Annotated in this window: 16 protein-coding genes and 1 pseudogene; 6 read left to right on the forward strand and 11 right to left on the reverse strand. The window is 73.3% G+C overall.

Annotation, left to right across the window (positions count from 1 at the left end):
* Nucleotides 1-117 precede the first annotated feature (117 nt).
* Complete coding sequence (locus MET2598_RS0124265; RefSeq protein WP_012330629.1) at nt 118-591, forward strand: YaiI/YqxD family protein; 474 nt, start codon at nt 118-120, stop codon at nt 589-591.
* A 212-nt stretch (nt 592-803) separates the two neighbouring features.
* Entirely contained in the window at nt 804-1,061 is a 258-nt protein-coding gene (locus MET2598_RS37275) for a hypothetical protein (protein WP_018262661.1), read from the forward strand.
* A gap of 205 nt (nt 1,062-1,266) precedes the next feature.
* On the opposite strand, the gene MET2598_RS0124275 is transcribed toward MET2598_RS37275, so the two are convergent.
* The 3 genes from MET2598_RS0124275 to MET2598_RS0124285 form a co-directional block, all read right to left on the reverse strand.
* On the reverse strand, nt 1,267-1,680 hold the full coding sequence (locus MET2598_RS0124275) for a hypothetical protein (protein ID WP_012330628.1): 414 nt from the start codon (nt 1,678-1,680) through the stop codon (nt 1,267-1,269).
* Nucleotides 1,681-1,731: 51 nt separating this feature from the next.
* Entirely contained in the window at nt 1,732-2,022 is a 291-nt protein-coding gene (locus MET2598_RS0124280) for a hypothetical protein (RefSeq protein WP_012330627.1), read from the reverse strand.
* A 330-nt stretch (nt 2,023-2,352) separates the two neighbouring features.
* A complete protein-coding gene (locus MET2598_RS0124285) occupies nt 2,353-4,569 on the reverse strand; it encodes a ComEC/Rec2 family competence protein (protein WP_018262662.1) in 2,217 nt (738 codons plus the stop codon).
* Nucleotides 4,570-4,697: 128 nt separating this feature from the next.
* Between MET2598_RS0124285 and gltX the strand changes: the two genes are divergently transcribed.
* Nucleotides 4,698-6,125, forward strand: a complete 1,428-nt coding sequence (gltX, locus tag MET2598_RS0124290) for a glutamate--tRNA ligase (protein WP_026190925.1) — start codon at nt 4,698-4,700, stop codon at nt 6,123-6,125.
* Between the two features lie 315 nt (nt 6,126-6,440).
* On the forward strand, nt 6,441-7,733 hold the full coding sequence (gene gltA, locus MET2598_RS0124295; protein WP_012330624.1) for a citrate synthase: 1,293 nt from the start codon (nt 6,441-6,443) through the stop codon (nt 7,731-7,733).
* A 55-nt stretch (nt 7,734-7,788) separates the two neighbouring features.
* Here gltA and lpxB read toward each other — a convergent pair whose 3' ends face one another.
* The 6 genes from lpxB to MET2598_RS0124325 form a co-directional block, all read right to left on the reverse strand.
* A complete protein-coding gene (gene lpxB, locus MET2598_RS0124300; protein ID WP_018262664.1) occupies nt 7,789-8,955 on the reverse strand; it encodes a lipid-A-disaccharide synthase in 1,167 nt (388 codons plus the stop codon).
* The gene (locus MET2598_RS0124305) at nt 8,952-9,794 is read right to left on the reverse strand and encodes an LpxI family protein (protein WP_018262665.1); all 843 of its coding nucleotides are present in this window, start codon (nt 9,792-9,794) and stop codon (nt 8,952-8,954) included. The genes lpxB and MET2598_RS0124305 overlap by 4 nt, the downstream gene beginning before the upstream one ends.
* Nucleotides 9,795-9,802: 8 nt before the next feature.
* Complete coding sequence (gene lpxA, locus MET2598_RS0124310) at nt 9,803-10,630, reverse strand: acyl-ACP--UDP-N-acetylglucosamine O-acyltransferase (protein WP_018262666.1); 828 nt, start codon at nt 10,628-10,630, stop codon at nt 9,803-9,805.
* Entirely contained in the window at nt 10,627-11,124 is a 498-nt protein-coding gene (fabZ, locus tag MET2598_RS0124315; RefSeq protein WP_018262667.1) for a 3-hydroxyacyl-ACP dehydratase FabZ, read from the reverse strand. The genes lpxA and fabZ overlap by 4 nt, the downstream gene beginning before the upstream one ends.
* Nucleotides 11,125-11,233: 109 nt before the next feature.
* Nucleotides 11,234-12,292, reverse strand: coding sequence for a UDP-3-O-(3-hydroxymyristoyl)glucosamine N-acyltransferase (gene lpxD / locus MET2598_RS0124320; protein ID WP_018262668.1), 1,059 nt, complete (start codon nt 12,290-12,292; stop codon nt 11,234-11,236).
* A gap of 183 nt (nt 12,293-12,475) precedes the next feature.
* Complete coding sequence (locus MET2598_RS0124325; RefSeq protein ID WP_018262669.1) at nt 12,476-13,171, reverse strand: type 1 glutamine amidotransferase domain-containing protein; 696 nt, start codon at nt 13,169-13,171, stop codon at nt 12,476-12,478.
* A 443-nt stretch (nt 13,172-13,614) separates the two neighbouring features.
* Between MET2598_RS0124325 and MET2598_RS43040 the strand changes: the two are divergent.
* Nucleotides 13,615-13,740: pseudogene (locus MET2598_RS43040) on the forward strand (helix-turn-helix domain-containing protein); the annotation flags it as partial.
* A 217-nt stretch (nt 13,741-13,957) separates the two neighbouring features.
* Nucleotides 13,958-14,506, forward strand: a complete 549-nt coding sequence (locus MET2598_RS43045) for a substrate-binding domain-containing protein (RefSeq protein ID WP_018262671.1) — start codon at nt 13,958-13,960, stop codon at nt 14,504-14,506.
* A 417-nt stretch (nt 14,507-14,923) separates the two neighbouring features.
* On the opposite strand, the gene bamA is transcribed toward MET2598_RS43045, so the two are convergent.
* On the reverse strand, nt 14,924-17,413 hold the full coding sequence (gene bamA, locus MET2598_RS0124335) for an outer membrane protein assembly factor BamA (protein WP_012330616.1): 2,490 nt from the start codon (nt 17,411-17,413) through the stop codon (nt 14,924-14,926).
* A 354-nt stretch (nt 17,414-17,767) separates the two neighbouring features.
* On the reverse strand, nt 17,768-18,928 hold the full coding sequence (rseP, locus tag MET2598_RS0124340; protein WP_012330615.1) for an RIP metalloprotease RseP: 1,161 nt from the start codon (nt 18,926-18,928) through the stop codon (nt 17,768-17,770).
* Between the last annotated feature and the right edge of the window lie 79 nt (nt 18,929-19,007).

Genomic DNA, 19,007 nt, shown 5'->3' on the forward strand with positions numbered 1-19,007 from the left:
CCCGCGCCTTGCCGCCGCCGCGCCTTGCCGCCGCCGCGCCGGGCAACCACCTGGACGGTCGGTGGCCGGGCGGCCGCGCCGGACCCGCTCCCGCCGCCCGCAGCGCGGGAGATCGGCGTGAGTGAGTCGGATGAGATCGCGGTCTTCGTGGACGCGGATGCCTGTCCGGTGAAGGACGAGGTCTACCGCGTCGCGGCCCGCCACGGGCTGCGCGTCTTCGTGGTCGCCAACAGCTTCATCAACGTTCCCCGCGAGCCCTGGATCGAGCGCGTCGTGGTGCCCGGACGCCTCGACGCGGCGGACGACTGGATCGCCGAGCGGGCGGGCCCGCGCGCCGTCGTGGTCACGGCCGACGTGCCGCTCGCCGACCGCTGCGTGCGCTCCGGCGCGACGGTGCTCGCCCCCACCGGGAAGGCGTTCACGGAATCCTCGATCGGGATGGCCCTGGCGACCCGCAACCTGATGCAGGATCTGCGCGAGGCGGGCCTCGTCTCGGGCGGCCCGCGGCCCTTCTCCGCCAAGGACCGCTCGGCGTTCCTGGGCGCCCTCGACCGCGCCATCGTGCGGCTGCGCAGGGCCCGGGCGGGCTGAGGTCCCGCGGCCGCCGCGCGGGACGGCCTTGATCGGCATCAAGGCCCCGCCCCCTGCTGCGGCGCACACGGGTGGCGTCCGGCGCGGTCGCGGACCCGCCCGACTCGGCAGAACGGCGTGCGGCGCTTCTGCTTAGACTTCCGTCTTCGCATCATCGTCGCCGCCGAAGCGGTGACCGCTTCGGCGAATGATGCTCAGGATGGACGATCCCGATGCGTGCTGCCTTCCTCGCCCTCTGCTGTGCTCTCTCGGGGCTCGCCGGAGGGCACGCTCTCGCCTCTCCCTGCGCCGATCAGGTCGCCGCCCTGCAGCGCCGGCTCGACAGCCCGGGCGCCTTGCGCGTGGCGGGCCTCGAACCCGGCCACAGCCTGACCACGGGATCGAAGGCCCTGCCGCGACTCCTCCAGGGGACGCCGAGCGACCCGCAGCTGACGCCGACCCGGGAGCCGTCGCGGCGGCCCGGCTGCTGATCCAGGAGGCCCTGGCCGAGGATCGCGAGGGCAACCGGCGCGCCTGCGAGACCATCGTCACGGACGCCAAGCGCCTCATCGGGGCGCTGCCCTGAGAGGTCGTGATACGACAGCGGATCAATCGATCGGTGCTCGGCCTGCCTGGCTTGGCGCTGCCGCCACGGAGGGACGATGGGACCGCACGGGTGTGAGCGCCGCCGCGCCGCTACCCCCGCCCGTAGGGGTAGCACCGCGTCCGGTCGAGGTCGCGCCCGAGATGGGCGGCGAGCGTCCGGATCGCCGCCGCGTGCGCCACGTAGGGGTCGCGGTTGCCCTGCCCGACGATGATCGGGCAGGCATCCTCGCGCTGCGGCACCATGGCGGTGGCGAGCCCGCCGCCCTCCGGGTCGCGCAGGGTGTAGAAGCGCGGCATCGTGCGGGCGAGGTGCGCCTTGAGGCCGATCTCCCGCTCGATGAAGGGACCGGGCGGCGGCACGTAGGAGGCCCGGGCGCGGGCCTCCGCCTGCCGGAAGTGCTTCTCGACGGCGTGACCCATCAGGGCCGATTCGCGGATCGCCTCCGCCTCGGTCTCGATGCGGAACCAGGTCTTGCCCCCCTCGGCGTCGCAGACGAATTCCATCGCTCCTCACAGGCCGGCCACCTGCCGCCCGAGCTGACGGCGCGAGGCATGTTAACCCTGCCGGGCCTCGACCCCAAACGGCACCGCGTCGCGCCCCCGCGGCGCGGCCTCCTTGCGCCGCAGCGTGGCGCGCCCGCGCTCGGTGATCTGCCAGACCGCGAAGGTGCCGCCGATATGCGGACCGGCCTGCTCGCCCAGGAAGTGCAGGTGACCCTCGTTCTCCAGGGCGCAGAGCCGGCTGTGGTCGCCCGGCCAGGAGCGGTCGGGGTCGCGCTTCACCGAGATGCGGCCCTCCTCGGTGCGGGCGGCCTTCATGAGCAGGCGGCGCTCGTGATCGATCATCGCGTGTCCTCTCGCGCAGGGAGCGGGCCGGGGGCCCGCGGAGGTCCGGTCGCACCGGCGCCGAGGGCGGCCGCGTCCGACGGGCGGTGGAAAAGCGCCTTCCGCGCCCGGTCCAGGCGCGAAGACGCGGGGTGCCGCGGCGGGGCGCCCGATGTCGGCGGCCCTGCGGGCCGCGCGATCGCCCCCGCAGGGACGGCCGTGAGCCCGCACCGGCGGGCCGTGAGCCCGCGCTCGCGAGCACGCACCGGAGGTGCCGGGCGGGGGCTGCGAATGAAGCTAAGCAGTTTAATCCGCGAGGGCAAGCTGCCCGGCTCCTCGCGCGGCGCCGGCTCACGGCTCCCGCTCGGCCTCCTCGGCCTCCGGGGCGGGGGCCGGCGCGGGGAGCGGCGGGGCGGGCGGGCGCCAGGCCGGCTGCCCGCCGGGGCGGCGGGCCGTCGTCACGACCGGTCCCTCGGGGGCGAAGCGCACCGTCGTGGCGCCGTGGGCGGCCAGGAAGGCCCGGTCGAGGACGAGCCGCGCCGCGCAGCCCGGCGGCGCCGTCGCCCGCGCGATGACGATGTCGGCCCGGGCGCAATCCGCCTCGAAGGCGCGCTTGTCCCTGACCAGGGCGACCCGCCAGCCGTTGCGGGCGGTGGCGACGCAGCCCACCGCGTCGCAGCGCTCGGCCCGGGCGAGGCTCGGGTCGCCGCGCGGGCGGGCATCGCCGTCCGCGCGCAGCCATTGTTCCAGGCCGAAGGCCGGCGGCCGGCCGAGGCTGGCGAGGCGCCCGTCCGCCCCCCGCAGCGCCGCGCCCGCCCCCTCGCGATCGACGTAGAGGTCGGGCCGCTCGGCCCTGGCGGCGAGCGCGACGCCGACGAGGGCCGGCAGCACGCCGAGGACGCGCAGCCGCGGGCTCGGCAGGGTCAGGAGCAGGAGCGCGGCGGTGAGGAGCCCGAGCGCCCCCGCCCCGAAGGCCGGCACGATCACCACCGCGTGGTCGAAGCCCGCGATCCAGGCCGAGATGTCGAGCATGCCCCGCACCGCGAGGCCCATGGTCCACCAGACCGGCCGGTCGAGGGCGAAGGGATAGGCGAGCATGCCGAGGACGGCGGCCGGCATCACCACCACCGAGACCAGGGGCAGGGTGAGGGCGTTGCCGACCACCCCGAAGGGCTGGATGTTCTGGAAGTGGTAGGTGGCGAAGGGGGCGGTCGCGACCTGGGCCACCAGCGTCGTCGCGAGCGTGCCGACCAGGGTGCCGGCGACCCAGGCGAGGGCGCGCCCGAGCGGCCCGGCCCCCGGCGCCGCGAAGAGCCGCCCGTCGAGGAGCCGCGCGCAGGCGACGAGGCCCGCCACCGCCGCGAAGGACATCTGGAAGCTCGGGCCGAGCAGCCCCTCGGGCTCGCGGGCGAGGGCGATCAGGGCCGCGAGGGCGAGGTTGCGCAGGGACAGGGCCGGCCGGTCGACCAGGATCGCCCCCAGCATGATCAGCGTCATGATCAGGGAGCGCTCGGCCGCGATGTCCCAGCCGGAGAAGACGCAGTAGCCGGTCACCCCGGCCATGCCGAGGCCGGCCGCGATCTTCTTGATCGGCCAGAACAGGGCGAGGCCCGGGACGAGGGCGAGGAGCGCCCGGGCGAGCCAGAACACCACCCCCGCCGCCAGCACCATGTGGAGCCCGGAGATCGACACGACGTGGTAGATCCCGGCCGCCCGCAGGCTGTCGTTGGTGGGCCCGTCGATGAGCCCGCGCTTGCCGGTGACGAGGGCCGCGGCGACCGCCCCGGCCTGGCCGCCATTGGCGTCGGTGATGCGCCGGGTCAGGGCGTTGCGGGCGTCGTCGATCGCGGCGGCGACGCGCAGCGAGAGGGGAGGCGGGGCGGGCGGCTCCCGCACCGCGATCGCGCCGAGGAGCGAGCCCACCGCGCCGATGCCGCGGAAATAGGCGTCGCGGGCGAAGTCGTAGCCGCCCGGCCGCGCCGGCTCCGGGGGCGGCAGCAGCCGCGCCTTCGCCTCGATGAAGTCGCCCGGCCGCAGCGGCGCGGCCTTGCGGTAGGACACGCGCACCCGCTCCGGCCGCTCCCCGGCGGGAAGGTCGCCGAGGCGCACCACCCGCACCACGAGCCGCGCGCCCTCCTCGCGCTCGTCGAGCCCCTCGACGAAGCCCGCGAGCGGCGCGACCAAGGTCCGGGCGAGGACCGGGGCCGCCACGTCCCCGATCCGGTAGGCCGCCGCCGAAAAGCCGCACAGGAAGGCGCAGAGCCCGAGGGCGCCCGCGCGCGAGGCCGGCCGGGCGCGCAGGCCGATCGCCGCGGCCGCGCTCAGGCCGGCCACGACGAGCGGCGCCGCCGGGGCGGGCGGCCCGTCCGCCCCCGCGAAGACCAGGAGGATGCCCGCCCCGAAGGCGACGGCGAGCCAGGGAAACAGGCGGCGCTGCGCCGCCTCCTCGGCGAGGCGGCGCGCCGTCCATGTCCCGATGCCCCGCGCGAGATCGCCGGGGCGGGCGACCGCCGCGAGCGCGGCGGCGCTCCGCACCGCGAGCCCGGTCCCCGCCTCTCCGCGCGCCATCGCCGCGCCCCGTGGATTTCTTAACGGCCGGTCGCGCGCATGCTACAGGACGGGTCGCCGACGGGTCGACCGGACCTATCTTCGCCCACCGGTCTCCGTCCCCACCTCCTGCTGACCGGTTCCCGTTGCTGATGTCCTCCGTCGTCACGCGCTTCGCCCCGTCGCCCACGGGCTTCCTCCACATCGGCGGAGGCCGCACGGCGCTGTTCAACTGGCTCTACGCCCGCAAGCACGGCGGCCGGATGCTCCTGCGCATCGAGGACACGGACCGCGAGCGCTCCACCGAGGCCGCCATCGAGGCCATCCTCGACGGCCTGTCCTGGCTCGGCCTCGACTGGGACGGGGACGTGATCTACCAGTTCGCCCGCGCGGCCCGGCACCGGGAGGTGGCCGAGGGCCTGCTCGCGGCGGGGCGGGCCTATCGCTGCTACGCGAGCCCCGAGGAACTCACCGAGATGCGCGAGGCGGCGCGCCGCGAGGGCCGCCCCCTGCGCTACGACGGCCGCTGGCGCGACCGCGACCCCTCCGAGGCCCCGCCCGGCGTCAGGCCGGTGATCCGCCTGCGCGCCCCCGTCGAGGGCGAGACCGTGGTCGAGGACGAGGTCCAGGGCCGCGTCGTCTGGCAGAACAAGGACCTCGACGACCTCGTGCTGCTGCGCTCGGACGGCACGCCGACCTACATGCTGGCCGTCGTGGTCGACGACCACGACATGGGCGTCACCCACGTGATCCGCGGCGACGACCACCTCACCAACGCGGCGCGGCAGACGCAGATCTACCACGCCCTCGGCTGGACCGTGCCGAGCATGTCGCACATCCCGCTGATCCACGGGCCGGACGGGGCGAAGCTGTCCAAGCGCCACGGGGCGCTCGGCGTCGACGCCTACCGGGGCCTCGGCTACCTGCCCGCGGCCCTGCGCAACTACCTCGTGCGGCTCGGCTGGAGCCACGGCGACCAGGAGGTGTTCTCCACCGAGGAGATGGTGGCGGCCTTCGACCTCAAGCAGATCGGGCGCTCGCCCGCCCGCTTCGACTTCGCCAAGCTGGAGAACCTGAACGGCCAGTACATCCGGGCGACGTCGGACGCCGATCTGGTGGCGGCGATCGAGGCGATCCTGCCGAGCCAGGGGCCGGCCCGCGGCCTCCCCGCCCGGTTCGACGACGCCCTGCGCGCGCGCTTCCTCGCCGCGATGCCGGGCCTCAAGGAGCGGGCCAAGACGCTGATCGAACTCCTCGACAGCGCCTACTACCTCTACGCCCCGCGCCCGCTCGCCCTCGACGAGCGCGCCGAGGGGCTCCTCGGCAATGGCGGGCGCGAGCGGCTCGCGGGCGTGCTGCCGCGGCTGGAGGCCCTGCCCGACTGGAGCGCCGCCTCGACCGAGCAGGCGGTGCGCGACTTCGCCGAGGCCGCCGCGGTGAAGCTCGGCCACGTCGCCCAGCCCCTGCGGGCCGCCCTGACCGGCCGCGCGACCTCGCCGGGCCTCTTCGACGTGATGGCGGTGCTCGGCCGGGAGGAGAGCCTCGGCCGCCTGCGGGACCAGGCCCGCGCGGCCTGATTCCTGCTTGGCCTGCCGGTTTTTCCTGCTTGGCCTGCCGGTTTTGGCATGCCAGTGCGCCGCGCCCCGAATCGGGCGCGGTCCCGACCCAGGCAACGGCGCCCGGCCCGGGCTCGCGGAGTTTATGAACAGCGCGTGAATTTTGTCACTCGGTTCGGGCGGTCCAGTTGAAGACGCTGCGTCGATCCGCTAACCCGGTCGGCGAGTGAGCACCTGCAGCAAAGTTCCCGCCGCCTCGCCCGCGCCCGCGAACCGCGCCGGTCCCGCGGCCCGTGCCCCGACGCTCATTCCGTTGATGAAAGGGTCCAAAACCCCATGAGCTTCCCCCACAGCACCCTCACGGTGAACGGCCGCCAGGTGGAGCTGCCGCAGAAGGACGGCACGATCGGACCGAGCGTCCTCGACATCGGCAAGCTCTACGGCCAGACCGGGATGTTCACCTACGACCCGGGCTTCACCTCCACGGCCTCGTGCGAGTCGAAGATCACCTACATCGACGGCGACGAGGGCATCCTCCTCTATCGCGGCTACCCGATCGAGCAGCTCGCCGAGCACGGCGACTTCCTGGAGACCTGCTATCTCCTGCTGTTCGGCGAGTTGCCGACCGCGGCCCAGAAGGCCGATTTCGACTACCGGGTCACGCGCCACACCATGGTGCATGACCAGATGAACCGCTTCTTCCAGGGCTTCCGCCGCGACGCGCACCCGATGGCCATCATGGTGGCCTGCGTCGGCGCCCTCTCGGCCTTCTACCACGACTCGACCGACATCTCGGACGAGAAGCAGCGCATGATCGCCTCCATGCGCATGATCGCCAAGATGCCGACCCTGGCGGCCATGGCCTACAAGTACTCCATCGGCCAGCCCTTCGTGTATCCGAAGAACGAGCTCGATTACACGTCGAACTTCCTGCGGATGTGCTTCGCGGTGCCGTGCGAGGAGTACCACGCCAACCCGGTGATGGCGCGCGCCCTCGACCGCATCTTCATCCTGCACGCGGATCACGAGCAGAACGCCTCGACCTCGACGGTGCGGCTGGCCGGCTCCTCGGGCGCCAACCCCTTCGCCTGCATCGCGGCCGGCATCGCCTGCCTGTGGGGTCCGGCCCATGGCGGCGCCAACGAGGCGGCGCTCAAGATGCTGGAGGAGATCGGCCGGCCCGAGCGCATCCCGGAATACATCGCCAAGGCCAAGGACAAGAACGACCCGTTCCGCCTGATGGGTTTCGGTCACCGGGTCTACAAGAACTACGACCCGCGCGCCCGCATCATGGCCAAGACCACCCACGAGGTGCTGGCCGAGCTCGGCATCAAGGACGACCCGCTGCTCGACGTGGCGGTCGAGCTGGAGCAGATCGCGCTCAAGGACGAGTACTTCATCGAGAAGAAGCTGTATCCGAACATCGACTTCTACTCGGGCATCACCCTGAAGGCGATGGGCTTCCCGACCTCGATGTTCACGGTGCTGTTCGCCCTGGCCCGCACGGTGGGCTGGATCGCGCAATGGGCCGAGATGATCGAGGATCCCTCGCAGAAGATCGGCCGCCCGCGCCAGCTCTATGTCGGGCCGCCCAAGCGCGAATACGTGTCGATCTCGCAGCGCGGCTGAGCGCGGCGCACTCCTGCCGGGCGGGCCGCGACCCGCCCGGCGGGGCGCGGGACCCTCACGCCGGCCCGCGCGCCGCCGCCAGCACGATCCGGGCGGCCGAGCGGCTCGGGTCGTCCCCGTCCGGCAGCCGCATGGCGGCGTCGAGGCGGCGCAGGGCCCGGTCCTGCGCCTCCCGGGCCGGCCCGCCCGCGAGCAGCGGCCCCAGCGCCTCCGCGAGGCGCTCCGCCCGGCAATCGCCCTGGATCAACTCGGGGATGGCGTTCTCGCCGAGGATCAGGTTCGGCAGCACGATCGTCGGCACCTGGATCAGGCGGCGGACGATCACCTCCTCGATCTTCGGAACCCGGTAGGCCACCACCATCGGCACGCCCGCGAGCGCCAGTTCGAGGGTGACCGTGCCCGAGGCCGCCAGGGCCGCCCGCGCCCGGCGGAAGGTGGCGTGCTTGTCGGCCTCGCCCGCCACGAGGCGCGGCGTCACCGGCCAGGCGGCGGCCCGCGCCTCGATCAGGGCGCGGTGGCGCGCCACCGCCGGCAATTCGACCCGGAAGCGCGCCCCCTGCGCCCGCAGCCGCCCCAGGGTCGCCCCGAAGACCGGCATCAGCCGCTCGATCTCGGAGCTGCGCGACCCCGGCAGCACGGCGAGGACCGGCTCCTCGGCCCCGCGCGCGGCCGCCTCGGCCTCGTCCGGGCGCAGCTCCGCGAGGCGCTCGATCAGCGGGTGGCCCACATAGGTGCAGGCCGGGCCGCCGAGGCGGCGATGCGCCTCCGGCTCGAAGGGCAGCAGCGCCAGCACGTGATCGACGTAGGCGCGCATGGTCCTGGCCCGCCAGGGCCGCCACGCCCAGACGCTCGGGCTCACGTAATCGACGACGGCGAGGTCCGGCAGCCGGCGCCGCACCCGGCTCGCCACCGCGTGGGTGAAGCCCGGGCTGTCGATGATGACGAGCACGTCGGGCCGCGCCGCCACGCAGGCCCGCACCGTCTCGCGGATGCGCCGCATCAGCAGCCGGATCCGCGCCGCCACGGCGAGGTAGCCGATCACCGCGACGTCCTCCAGGGGGAAGAGGGAGGGCATGCCCTCCGCCGCCATGGCGTCGCCCCCGACCCCCGCGAGGGCGAGCGGCCCGGGCGCGGCCGCGCGCAGCGCCCGGATCAGCTTGGCGCCGAGCTGGTCGCCGGATTCCTCGCCCGCGACGAGCCAGATTCGCAGGGATCGCGTCACGCCGCCTCCAGGCCGATCAGGAACAGGCCGAGCGCGTCGGCGAGGGCGGCGGTCTCGCCGCGGTCGAGGATCAGCGTGTCGCCGGCGCCGACCGCGATCCCGGCGCAGCCGGCCGCCGCCGCCGCCCGCACCGTGCGCGGGCCCACCGCCGGCAAGTCGACCCGCAGGTCCTGCCCGCTCTTGGCGAGCTTGACCAGGACGAGGCCCGCGGGAGGGCGCCCGAGGCCGAGGGGGCGCCGCGCGAGGCCGCGGACGCGGGCGAGCATCCGGTCGGTGCCCTCCGGCCCCTCGACCGCCAGCACGCGCCGGCCCGCCACCGCGGCCGCCTGCCCGACATCGTGGGCGGCGAGGCTCGCGAGCAGCGCCCGGCCGGTCGCGACCGAGGTCTCGGCGGCGGCGTCCGGCCGGCGCGCCCCGAGCGGGCCGGGCGGGGCCATCAACCCGGGGGCGAGTTCGTGCACGCCGAGGATGCGGTGCCCGTGCTCCTCCAGCAGCGCCAGCACGCCGCGCAGCAGGTGGTCGTCGCCCCCCTGCGCCAGGGAGCGCAGCTCGTCCCGGTTGCGCAGGGCCGCGAGCGTGTTGAGGAGGGCCGCCGGGCTCGGTCGGGACACCGCGCCCGCCAGGGTCACGCCCGAGGGCCGCCACGCGTCGAGGCGCGCCAGCGCGCCGCGCACGTCGAGGAGGTCGACGGTGGCGTGGGCGCGGCGCCGGGTCGCCGGGTCGGCGAAGCCGCGGATCGCCAGGATCCGGAAGGGGCGCCCCGCCGCGTCGAGGGCCGAGGCGACGAGGAGCGGGAGCCGTCCCGCGCCCGCCACGATCGCCACGGTGCCGCCCGCCATGGCGCGCCTCAGGCCGGTCCCGGCGTGTCGCGCGGCATGCAGACCGAGCGCTTGCCGCCCTCGCGCAGGAAGGCGAGGATCTCCTGCACGATCGGGTGCGTCTCGAACTCCGCCGCCACATCCTCGACGCGCTCCATCAGCGTGCCCTCCTGCGCGAAGAGCAGCCGGTAGGCGCGCCGCAGCGCGTGGATGTCCTCCCGCGAGAAGCCCCGGCGCTGCAGGCCGATGATGTTGAGGCCCGAGAGGTAGGCCCGGTTGCCCAGCGCCATCCCGTAGGGGATGAGGTCGTTCTCCAGCCCCGAGAGGCCGCCCACGAAGGCGTGCGGGCCGACCCGCGCGAACTGGATCACCGCCGCCCCGCCGCCCAGGATGGCGAAATCCCCCACCGTGCAGTGGCCGGCGAGCATCACGTTGTTCGAGAACACGACGTTGTCGCCGATCCGGCAATCGTGCCCGACATGGCTGTTGGCCAGGAAGGCGCAGCGGTCGCCGACGACCGTCTCCAGGCCGCCGCCGGCCGTGCCGGGATTCATCGTCACGCCCTCGCGGATCAGGCAATCGGCCCCGATCGTGAGGCTCGAGGGCTCGCCGCGGTACTTCAGGTCCTGCGGCGGGTGGCCGATCGACGCGAAGGGGAAGACCCGCGTGCGGGCGCCGACGCTGGTGCGGCCCGCCACCACCGCGTGGCTCACGAGCTCGACCCCGTCGCCGAGCCGCACCTCCGGCCCGACATGGCAGAAGGGACCGACGCGCACGCCCTCGCCGAGCACCGCGCCGTCCTCGACCACGGCGCTCGGGTGGATGCGCGCCTCGCCCGGGGAGCCGCCGGCGCTCATTCGGTCACCAGCATGGCGCCGATCTCGGCCTCCGCCACCAGCGTGCCGGCGACCTTCGCCTCGCCCCGGAACCACCACATGGTGCGGCGGTTCGTCAGCTTCCTCATGTGGTACTCGACGGTGTCGCCGGGCACGACGGGCTTGCGGAACTTCACCTTGTCGATCGTCATCAGGTAGACCCGGCTCGGCCGCGTGTCCCGGGTGAGCGTGTGGGCGCAGCAGATGGCGCCCGCCGTCTGGGCCATGCCCTCGACCAGCAGCACGCCGGGGAAGACCGGGACCTTGGGAAAGTGGCCGGTGAATTGCGGCTCGTTGATGGTGACGTTCTTGATGCCGATGCAGCTGGCGTCGCCGTCGATCTCGACGATCCTGTCGACGAGCAGGAACGGGTAGCGGTGGGGCAGGAGCTCCATCACCCGCAGGATGTCGGCCGTTGCCAGTTCGCGGGGCGTCTCGGTCGTGCCGGGTGTCGGGGACTTCGCGTCGGGCTCCATGCGCGGCCTCAAGGATGGTCGGGATCGGCCGGCGGGCCGAGGACGGGCCTCGTCAATGGCGAGGAAGCGACCGCCGATGCAAGGACTTTGCGGCCGTATGGGGGCGGAACTAGCCGTCCGTGTCCTCCGGCCCGCGCTCGCGCGCGGCGAGCCGCTTGAGCGTCGTCATCTCGCGGAACCACTCGCGCACCGGCTTGGCCGGGGTCCCGCCCCAGCGGGCGCCCGGCGGCACGTCCTTGTTGATGTTGCTGGAGCCGGCGATCTGCGCGCCCATGCCGATCCGCAGGTGCCCGACGACGCCGACCTGGCCGCCCAGCACCACGTAATCCTCGAGGGTGGTCGAGCCCGAGATGCCGACCTGGGCCACGATCACGCAGTGGCGGCCGATCACCACGTTGTGGGCGATCTGCACGAGGTTGTCGATCTTGGTGCCCTCGCCGACGATCGTGTCGCGGCTGGCGCCGCGGTCGATCGTGGTGTTGGCACCGATCTCGACGTCGTCCTGGATGATGACCCGGCCGACCTGCGGCACCTTGAGGTGCCCGCCCGCCCCCATGGCGAAGCCGAACCCGTCCTGGCCGATGCGGGCGCCGCCGTGGACGATGACCCGGTTGCCGACCAGCGCGTGGAGCAGCGAGGCGCCCGGCCCGATGGCGCAGCCGCGCCCGATCCGGGTGCCCGGCCCGACCACCGCCCCGGCCGCCAGCACGGTCCCGCTGCCGATCTCCGCCCCGGGGCCGATCACCACCCCGGGATCGACGACCACGCCGGGTTCGAGCCGCGCCTCCGGATGCACGAAGGAGCCCGGCGAGACGCCGGTGGCGCCGAACAGCGAGCCCGGCCGCGCGGCGCTCGGGAAGAGCCGCGCCAGCACCTGGGCGAAGCCCCGGTAGGGCTGGGGCGTCACCAGCGCGGCCGTGCCCTCCGGCACCCGGGCGGCGAAGCGCGGCGAGACCAGGCAGGCCCGCGCCCGGGTGCGGCCGAGCGCCTCCGCGTACTTGGCATTGTCCATGTAGGCGAGGTCGTCCGGCCCTGCGCTCTCCAGGGGAGCGGCGCCCGCGACCGCGAGGGTGCCGTCGAGGCCGGCCGGCAGGGCGGCCCCGGCCAGCGACGCGACCTCGCCCAGGGAGATCGGGCCGGCGAAGGGGAAGAAGACCGGGTCGGACATGCTCGGCGCTCGCGGCAGGACCGGCGGGCCGGACGGCACCGCGACGGAGGCCCGCCCTAGCGGGTCGCGCCGGGCGGCACAAACGAAAAAGGCCGCTGCGGAGCCGGCCCGGGAGGATGCGGGGAGGCGGGCCCCGGGGCCGGGAGGAGGGCGACTCCCTCGTCCCGCCGGGGGCGTCGCGGGTCAGCGCGCGGCGAGCGCGTCGAGGACCAGCCTGGCGGTGAGCGCCGAGGAGGCCGGGTTCTGGCCCGTCACGAGCCGGCCGTCCGCCACCGCGAAGGGGTGGAAATCGGCCGCGCGCCCGTAGACCCCGCCGAGCTCGCGCAGCCGCGTTTCGAGGAGGAACGGGACGGCCGCGTCGAGGCCCACGGCGCGCTCCTCGCTGTCGGAGAAGCCGGTCACGCGGCGGCCCTGCACCAGCGGCGCGCCGGTCTCGGCCTTGGCGTTCACCAGCCCCGCCGGCCCGTGGCAGACGGCGGCGACCACCTTGCCCTGCGCCCACGCCTTGCCGAGCAGCGCGGCCAGGGCCGCGCTCTCCGGCAGGTCGACCATGGTGCCGTGGCCGCCGGGCAGGAACACCGCGTCGTCGGCCTCGGCGTCGATCGCCGCGATGGCAGGCGTCTCGGCGAGCGCCTTCGAGGCCGCCGCATCGCCGAGGAAGCGCTCGACGGCGGCCTCGTTCTCGCCCTTCGGCTTGACCGAGCGCGGATCGATCGGGACCGGTCCGCCGGCGATCGACGCCAGCGTCACCGCCGCGCCCGCGTCCACGAACGCGCAATAGGGCGTCGCCAGTTCCTCGAACCAGACGCCGGTCGGCTTCGCCGGATCGCCCATCGTCGCGGCCGAGGTGGCGATCATCAGGATGCTGAAACGGGCCATGTGCGTGCTCCTTGCCAAGCCGGACCTTGCCAAGCCGGACCTTGCCAAGCCGGACCTTGCCGGACCGGACCTTGCCGGACCGGGCCTTGCCGCGCCGGACCTTGCCAAGCCGGACCTTGCCAAGCCGGACTCGGCGGCGGAAATCACTCCTCGTGGGAGGACCGATCAGAGATCCGATGGCTCCCCCAGCGCCGACCCGTCGCGCCGACCGCTTCGCCGCCATCCGGTCGCGCTCGTCGCGCCTATCGAGATGACCGCTCCGCGGGGTCACCCGCAGGCCGCTGCCGCGTGGCGGGCTGCCCACCTGGCGAGGCGGCGGGGCCATCCAGCGACCGGCCCCCGCCATGCTCGGGTCGGCCCCCGGGCCATGCCTGCCCGAGGGAGAGGACAGGCATCGCCCGTCGCGGTAGGGAACGGGAACATTCCCATGCCCGCTGCCGGTGATGAGCCACCTCGTCTCCTTGCGCACCTTCCTCTGCGCCTACCGCGCCGGCTCGATCACCCGCGCGGCGCGGCAGCTCGGCATCACCCAGCCGGCGGCCTCGGCCCACGTCGCGGCGCTGGAGGGGCAGCTCGGAAGGCCGCTCTTCGTCCGGCAGGCGCGCGGCGTGAGCCCGACGCCGGCGGCCGACGATCTCGCCCGCTCGGTCGCGGCCGCCCTCGACCGCATCGACGCGGTGATGGCGGCGGCCCGCGCCCGCTCGAGCCAGCTCTCCGGCACCGTGCACCTGGTCGGTCCGGCCGAATTACCTCTCCGCGCGCATCGGGCCGGCGCTGGCGCCGCTGGTGGCGCAGGGGCTGCGGCTGCGCATCGGGACGGGGGGCCGCGACCGCATCTACGCCGCCCTGGGGGAGGGCCACGCGGATCTGGCCGTCACCGCCTCGCTGCCGGAGGGCAGGGGCCTCGGCTTCGCCGAACTGGGCCGCGAGCGCTTGCTGCTGGTCGCGGCGCCGGCGCTCGCCGCGCGCGCGAAGGGCCGCATCGTCGCGGCCGACATCCTGCGCGGCCTGCCGTGCATCGCCTACGACGAGGGCCTGCCGCTGATCCGGCCCTTCTTCGCGCAGGTCTTCGACGGGCTCCCGGACCTGCAGGCCGTCGCGACGGCGCCCGACCTGCGCCTCCTGACCGGCATGGCGGTGGCGGGCGTGGGATGGACGGTGCTGCCGGACTACGTCTGCGCCGAGGCGCTGGCGCTGGGGCGGCTGACCGAGCTGCCGACCGCCCGCGAGGGGCCGGACAACGCCCTCTACCTGGCCTGGAACCCGGGCGCGCTTCGCCAGCAGCGCGTCGTGGCGGTCAGGGATCACCTGCTGCGAGGCGGCCCGGCCCTGTGATCCCGACGACCCGGGATGCCGGCGCGGCGGGCCGTCGAGCCTCGCGAATTCTCGGCGCCACGCCGAAGGCGTGGCGAGACAGGCTTGGTGGAAAAAGGACTGGCGCAAAAAGGGCTTGGCGACACGTCGAGAACGGAACCAGCGGTCATGAGGAGGGATCCGGGATCCGCTTGATCGAAGCGGGTCCCGGATCCCAAGCCCGCGCGGCGCCTGAGCGCGGCGCCTGAGCGCGGACGACATCCGCATGGCCGAAATCGGAGATGGCGAAGCAATCCGTCGGATGTCGGATGACCGCTGGTCCGAGGCGGCGTGGGGCATTCAACGGAACGGCACCCGTTCCGGGGGGAACGGGTGCCGCATCGATCATCCCTGCCGAGGCGCGCCGCCGTGGCGGCGCCCTGCCGCGTCCGGGAGGGCTCAGAAGCGCGAGCCGCCCGAGAAGCGGAAGGCCTGAAGCTGGTCCTTGCCGACCTTGCCGCCCGCCGTCAGCACGCCCTCGTCCCGGGTGAGGGCGTAGGCGTAGTCGAAGCGGATCGGGCCCAGCGGCGAGTTCCAGAGGATCGAGGCACCGACCGAGGAGCGCAGAGTCGCCTGGTCGCGCACGTTCACGCATTCGGGCTCGACGCCGATCGTGAACGTGTTGAAGTTGCAGCCGCCGACCGGGCTGAAGCCGTTGATGATGCCGTCGCCGTTGACGTCGAAGGTGCGCTTGGACTTGTAGCCGAACAGCGTGCCCGCATCCGCGAAGATGGCGCCCTTCAGGCCGATATCCTTCGGGATGCCCCAGATCGGGAACTGCACCTCGACGGTGCCGCCGATATAGGTGGTGCCGCCGAGCGCGTTCGAGCGGGAATCGGTCGAGCCGATGTCGCGCGGGCCGATGCCGTTCGGCGCGAAGCCGCGCACCAGCGACGGGCCGAGGAAGAACTGGTCGGTGATCCGCAGCGTGTTGCCCTCGGTCGGCATGATGTGGCCGCCCTGGATCTTCACGAAGCCGACGACGTCCTCCCACAGCTCCTTGTAGTAGCGGGCCTCGCCGGTGACGCGGAAGAACTTCGAGTCGCCGCCGAGACCGGCGAATTCGGGCTTCAACTCGCCGTAGAAGCCGTTGCGCGGCAGCTGCAGGTTGTCGAGGGTCGAGTAGGCCAGGGTCACGCCCGCCAGCGAGGTGAGCGTGTCGCCGACCGATTCCTTGAGGGCGATCGAGGCCTCGCCGTCATAGGCGCAGTTCGGGTAGAGCGCCTGCCCGAGCGCGTTGACCGCCGTGTAGCCCGCGAGCGGGAACGAGCAATCGTTGTAGGGGCGCTTCAGGGTGTTCGGGATCTTGAGGGTCGTGTTGTAGAGCGAGTAGCGCAGCGTGATGCCGAACTCCTCGGTGATCGGCAGGCCGAGGCGCAGCTGGCCGCCGGTCACGTCGGTCACGTAGCGCGAGTAGCGGGTCAGGTCGCTGTACTTGCTGAACACGTCGAAGCCGGCGGCCAGCCGGTAGCCGAGGAAGTACGGCTCGGTGAAGGAGAAGTCGATGCCGCGGGTGTACTGGCCGGCGGAGACGCCGAGGCGCACGTACTGGCCGCGGCCGAGGAAGTTCGACTCCGAGACCGAGACCTCGCCGATGACGCCGTCGGCCGTGGAATAGCCGCCCGCCACCGAGAACGAGCCGGTGGGTTGATCCTCGACGTCGATGTTGACGACGACGCGGTCGGGCGACGAGCCCGGCTCGTTCGAGAAGCGGACCTTCTTGAAGAAGCCCAGCCCGTTCAGGCGCCGCTCGGCCCGGTCCACGAGGACGCGGTTGTAGGCGTCGCCCTCGCCGAAATCGAGCTCGCGCCGGACCACGTAGTCGCGGGTGCGGGTGTTGCCGCGGACGTTGATGCGCTCGACGTAGACGCGCGGGCCGTCCTCGACCACGAAGCCGAGGGCCACGGTGCCGGAGGCCCGGTCGCGCTCGCCGGTCGGGCGGACCTGCGCGAAGGGATAGCCGCGGCGCGCCACCTCGGTGGTGACGCCGGTCAGGGTGCGCTCCACGTCCTCGGCGTTGTAGACGTCGCCGACCTCGGTGCGGATCTCGTCGCGCAGGGTCGCGCCGTCGACGCCGCCGAGCCGCGAGTCGATCGCCACCGCGCCGACCCGGTACTGCCGACCCTCCTCCACCGTGACGGTGATGATCCAGCCGCCCGCGCCCTCGTCGAAGCGCGCATCCGCGGAGACGACCCGGAAATCGGCGTAGCCGTTCTTCAGGTAGTAGCGGCGCACGAGGTCGAGGTCGTTGGCGATCCGGTCGGGATCGTAGACGTCCGAGGTCTTGACGAAGCTGAGGAGGTTCATCTCCGTCGAGGTCATCAGGTCCTTGAGGCGACCCTCGGAATAGGCCTGATTGCCGACGAAGTGGATCTCCCTGATGCCGGTCTTGTCGCCCTCGTCGATGGTGTAGATCACGTCGATCGAGCCGTTCGGCAGGTCCACCGTCCGGTACGAGACCTTGGCGAGACCGCGGCCGGAGCGGCGGTAGACCTCGCGGATGCGCTCGACGTCGGACTGGACCACGGCGGGGTTGAAGCCCGCGCGGGACTTCGCCTCGACGATGCTCTCGAGAGTGCTCTTCTCGACCTTCTTGTTGCCCTCGAAGACGACGCGGTTGATCGTGTTGTTCTCCCGCACCGTCACCACGGTGCGGCCGCCGCTCTGGGAGACCCGGACGTCCGAGAACATCCCGCTCGCGATCAGATTGCGCCGGGCCTCCTCGGGCGACACGCCGGTCACGTAGGACCGCACCGTGTCGGCGTCGACGCGGCTGTTGCCCTGCACGACGACCTGCTGCGCCTGCGCGCCACCCGCGGCCAGTCCGGCTGCCATCATGATGGCGCCAGTGGCCGACACGCGCGCGCGCTTCCCTGTCATCGACATCATCAAATGGCCCGTCTCTTTTTTATCGGTCCGGGTTCGCACCCGCGGGTCGCCGACCCTCTGCGAGGAGGGCGGGGACCGTCTGGTCCTCGCCCGCTTCTACTGAGAATCCCCCGCGAAGCAAACGCCAAGCTCGCATCGGACCGGGATTTTGGGGGGACGTGGCCTTCCTGTCACGGGATCCCCGCCGGCTTTCGCGCGGCAGAGTCAGCAAGCCCTGAAGCACCGCCGTCGCGCGCCGGCCCAGATCGGGATTCGCGCAGATGAGCGCCCATGATCCCGACGAATTTATGTCGGGACCTGTGCGGAAAGGCTGAACGCGATCGCTCGAATTGCCAGCTTCTCCCGGCGCGGGCCTCAGGTTCCGCGGGTCCAGGAGGTGCCGATCTGCACGATATCGTTCCAGGTGGCGAACAGCATGAGCATGAGCACGAGGGCGAGGCCGATGCGGAAGCCGATTTCCTGGGCACGCTCGCTCAGGGGGCGGCCGCGCAGGACCTCGACGGCGTAGAACATCAGGTGGCCGCCATCGAGAAGCGGGACCGGGAACAGGTTGATGAGCCCGATCGAGACCGACAGGACCGCGATGAGGCCGATCACCGCCGAGAGGCCCCCGGCCTTGGCGGCCTGGCCCGAGACCCGGGCGATGCCCATCGGGCCGGAGAGCTGGTCGGCCGATTCGCGCCCGGTGATCAGCTTGCCCATGTAGTCGAAGGTGCGCTCGACCACGTAGTAGGTCTCGGAGACGCCGATCCTGAGGGAATCCACCAGGCCGTAGCGGGCGAGCTTGACGTCGGCGGCGTCGCGCGGGCCCTGGATCCCGAGCCGCCCGAGGCGGTGGGTGCCGAAGGGCGTCTTCTCCTGCACGGTGTCGGGCACGGCCTCCAGGGTGGTGCGCACGCCCCCGCGCTCGACCGTGACGCGGAGCGTCTCGCCGCCGCTGCCCGAGACGATCCGCTGCATATCGGCGAAGTGCGTCACCGGCCGGCCGTTGATCGCCTGGACGACGTCGCCGACCTGGAAGCCGGCCCGCGCGGCGGCGCTGCCGGGCTGGATCCCGGAGACGAGCGGCGTCACCTCCATGCGCCCGAGGGCGTAGATCGAGCCGGCGAAGACCAGCACGGCGAGCAGGAAATTCGCCGCCGGACCGGCCGCCACGATGGCGATGCGCTTCCAGACCGGCTGGGTGTGGAAGCTGATCGCGCGCTCGTCCGCGCTCATCCGCGCGAGGCTGTCGGGGTCGGGCACGCTGGCGCCGTTCTGGTCGCCCACGAACTTGACGTAGCCGCCGAGCGGGATCGCCGAGAGCTTCCAGCGCGTGCCCCGCCGGTCGGTGAAGCCGGCGATCTCCGGCCCGAAGCCGATCGAGAAGCTCGTCACCCCGACGCCGCACCAGCGGCCGACCAGGAAGTGGCCGAGTTCGTGGATGAACACCACCACGGTCAGCACGAACAGGAACGACGGCACGATGTAGAGGAGGCTGCCGGTCGTCTCCGTCAGGGCGTTGAGAAAGGTCATGTCGGCCCGCCCGGCATCCGCCGGTTCCTCTCAGTGCACGTCCCGACCAAGCCGGGGGCCGGTCCGTCGGGACGTGCGG

This window comes from Methylobacterium sp. WSM2598, assembly GCF_000379105.1.
Classification (GTDB): Bacteria; Pseudomonadota; Alphaproteobacteria; order Rhizobiales; family Beijerinckiaceae; genus Methylobacterium.